The 2,681-nt window shown below is 38.5% G+C and carries 3 protein-coding genes and 1 pseudogene; all 4 read right to left on the bottom strand.

Annotated elements, in window-relative coordinates:
- The 4 genes and pseudogenes from AB1397_04770 to AB1397_04755 all read right to left on the bottom strand — a co-directional run bounded on the left by AB1397_04770 (position 1) and on the right by AB1397_04755 (position 2,615).
- Positions 1-132 (bottom strand): annotated as a pseudogene (locus AB1397_04770) (3-methyl-2-oxobutanoate hydroxymethyltransferase).
- A 16-nt stretch (positions 133-148) separates the two neighbouring features.
- On the bottom strand, positions 149-1,045 hold the full coding sequence (gene fabD / locus AB1397_04765; protein MEW6482296.1) for an ACP S-malonyltransferase: 897 nt from the start codon (positions 1,043-1,045) through the stop codon (positions 149-151).
- A 12-nt stretch (positions 1,046-1,057) separates the two neighbouring features.
- Entirely contained in the window at positions 1,058-2,104 is a 1,047-nt protein-coding gene (locus AB1397_04760; protein MEW6482295.1) for a protein arginine kinase, read from the bottom strand.
- A 22-nt stretch (positions 2,105-2,126) separates the two neighbouring features.
- Entirely contained in the window at positions 2,127-2,615 is a 489-nt protein-coding gene (locus tag AB1397_04755) for a UvrB/UvrC motif-containing protein (protein MEW6482294.1), read from the bottom strand.
- Positions 2,616-2,681: the final 66 nt, after the last annotated feature.

Below are 2,681 nucleotides of genomic sequence, written 5' to 3'. Positions count from 1 at the left end.
CATATTCAAATACCTCCTTACAAACCTAGGAGACCTTTCAGTAAGACCAATCATATCATTAAGCACCAGGATTTGTCCATCGCAATGTATCCCAGAGCCAATACCAATCGTAGGAATTTTTAATGCTAGTGAATGAATTTTAAAACAGCTAAACACATATAGAGACTGGAATTGCTTTTATATTTGGTGTTATCCTTTTTGTAAGGTTTGATAAGACATTGCTAGGGCCTGTTTCAATTACAGAGGTTATACCCTCTTTTTCCATAAACCTTATTGTTTCATCCCACCTTACCCTTCCTGTTATTTGTTTTATAAGGTTTTCTCTTATAATCTCTGGGTCGTCTGTGCAAGAGGCAGATACATTTTGAATTAGCTTTATCTTTGGTGGCTTTATCTTACAATCCTTGAGGACAAGCCTCATTTGTTCCTCTGCTTCTTTCATCCAAGATGAGTGAAATGGGCCTGATGTTTTAAGCCTTATTGCCTTTCCTCCCTCTTTTATTATCGCCTCTTGGGCCTTTTGCAAATCTTTATCTAACCCGGAGATAACAATCTGTAAAGGAGAATTTATATTTGCTATCTCTACATTTGTTTCCTTGCAAATTCTTTCTATTTTCTCTAAACTTAAGCCAAGGGAGGCAATCATTCCACCCTTAATTTTAGAAGCTGCCTCCCTCATAAGGCTTGCCCTTTTATTGACAATCATTAAGGCTTCCTGAAAATCCAGGGATTCTGCTGCTGTTAGGGCTGTGTATTCACCTAAGGAATGACCCGCAACATATAGCGGGATTTGGGATTTGGGAAAAGAAAGGAAGGGGAGGGCTTTAAAATAGGCAATGCTTACAGTAAATATTGAGGTTTGAGCATATTCTGTATCATTTAATATATCATCTGGACCTTCAAATAAAAGCTTTGTCATATCATAGGAAAGAATATCTGATGCAGTATCAAAAATAGCCTTTACCTCGGAATGGTGATAGATTTCCTTCCCCATTCCAACATATTGTGAACCTTGTCCAGGAAAGATATATCCTACTTTCTTCATTTTTTTAATTTATTACCTTATTTCCAATTCTCTCTGGATAAGTTCTGCCCTTTCACGATCCCTTAGCGCAGGATTAGAAGCTCCTCCTATCGCTAGCTGAAGATGTGCGGGTTGGGTAAAAACAAGAAGCCTATTTAACCGCTCTGTTGGAATACTTGGAAGGAAGCCTAAATGTATTCCAAGCCTGATAATGGATAAAAGCTCCATTGCCTCACGGGACGGAATAAGCTTTGCATTGACAAGAAGACCATAAGCCCTTTTAAACCTATCCTCTATCTGAATCCCTCCCCTTGTTCTCAAAAGCTCCCTTTCTTCCTTCTCATAGTCTATAATTTGGCGGATAACCTTAATGAGGGCTTCAATAAGCTCCTCCTCTTTTTTCCCAAGGGTTATCTGATTTGAAACCTGAAATAAATCTCCAAATGTCTCGGATTTTTCTCCATAAAAGCCCCGAGAGACCATTCCAACCTTTGAGAGGAATGGAATTATTTTTTCAATCTTATTACTTAAGGATAATGCAGGGAGATGAAGCATTATAGATGCCCTCATCCCTGTTCCCACATTGGTTGGGCAGGCTGTAAGATAGCCAAAATCAAAGGAAAATGCAAATGGAAGGATGGCTGATAGCTCCTCTTCAACCTTTGCAATTATCTGCCAACTGTCTACTAAGTTAAGTCCACTTGATAAAACCTGCATCCTCAAATGGTCTTCTTCATTTATCATAATTGATATTATCTCCCTCTCGCTTACAATAACGCTTCCAAGTTTAGAATTAGTGTGTTCTGGTGAAACAAGATGCCTTTCTACAAGGAATTGTTTTTGAAGGGGAATTAGGTCATTTTGTCTTATTATATCAGCATTTTTAAGCGAGGGAATACGAGAGATAGCCTCCTCTATCATTTTTGTTACCTTCTCAAGGTCATTCATCGGAGCCCAATGGGCAAATGGTATATCCTTTATATTTCTTGCTAGCCGAATCCTAGAGCTTATGGCTATATCAGCCTCCTCTCCCTTTGCATTGAGCCATTCTGGCGATGTTTTAATATAGTTTTCTAACATTTTAACAATCACGAACCCCGAATCATTGTTCTAACGCTTTAATCATATCCCGAAGCCTTGCTGCTTCCTCATAATTCTCAGTAGATATAGCCTTCTTAAGCTCATCTTTTAAGATTTTAAGTTTTTTCTCCTTTTGTGCTATCTTTTCAAAACCAAAAGGATGTCTTCCAATATGAACCGTGTTCCCATGTATTTGCTTTAAGAGGGAAAGAAGGGGTTGTTTAAATGCCTCAAAGCAATCAGAGCATCCAAGCCTTCCTCCTTTCTGGAATTCAGATAGCCCCATTCCGCACCCTGTACATCGCATTTCTTCTGCAATTGCCCCTTTTTCTTCTTTAAATATATTTGAAAAAAATTCAAGTAGGTTTGGAAATGGTTGGGAAATGCTAGATAAACCAAACCCTTTTTCCTCTGCGCATTCCTCACAAAGGTGAATGCTCGTGGTTTGATTATTTATTACCTGCTTAAAATGAATGCTTGCCTCTTTTATACCACAGATATCACAAACCATAACTTAAAAGTCTTAGAGTCTAGGAGTCCAAGAGTCTTAGAGTCTAGGAGTCCAAGGGTCTTAGAG

This window comes from bacterium, from assembly GCA_040756715.1.
In the GTDB taxonomy this organism is placed as follows: Bacteria; UBA9089; UBA9088; order UBA9088; family UBA9088; genus JBFLYE01.
Note: the sequence above shows the minus strand (reverse complement) of the source record. Positions and strands in the feature narration are given on the sequence as shown.

Excerpts from the sequence above, each read along its gene's own strand:
- fabD (MEW6482296.1), bottom strand. The coding sequence starts at position 1,045 with ATGAAGAAAGTAGGATATATCTTTCCTGGACAAGGTTCACAATATGTT.
- AB1397_04760 (MEW6482295.1), bottom strand. The coding sequence starts at position 2,104 with ATGTTAGAAAACTATATTAAAACATCGCCAGAATGGCTCAATGCAAAG.
- AB1397_04755 (MEW6482294.1), bottom strand. The coding sequence starts at position 2,615 with ATGGTTTGTGATATCTGTGGTATAAAAGAGGCAAGCATTCATTTTAAG.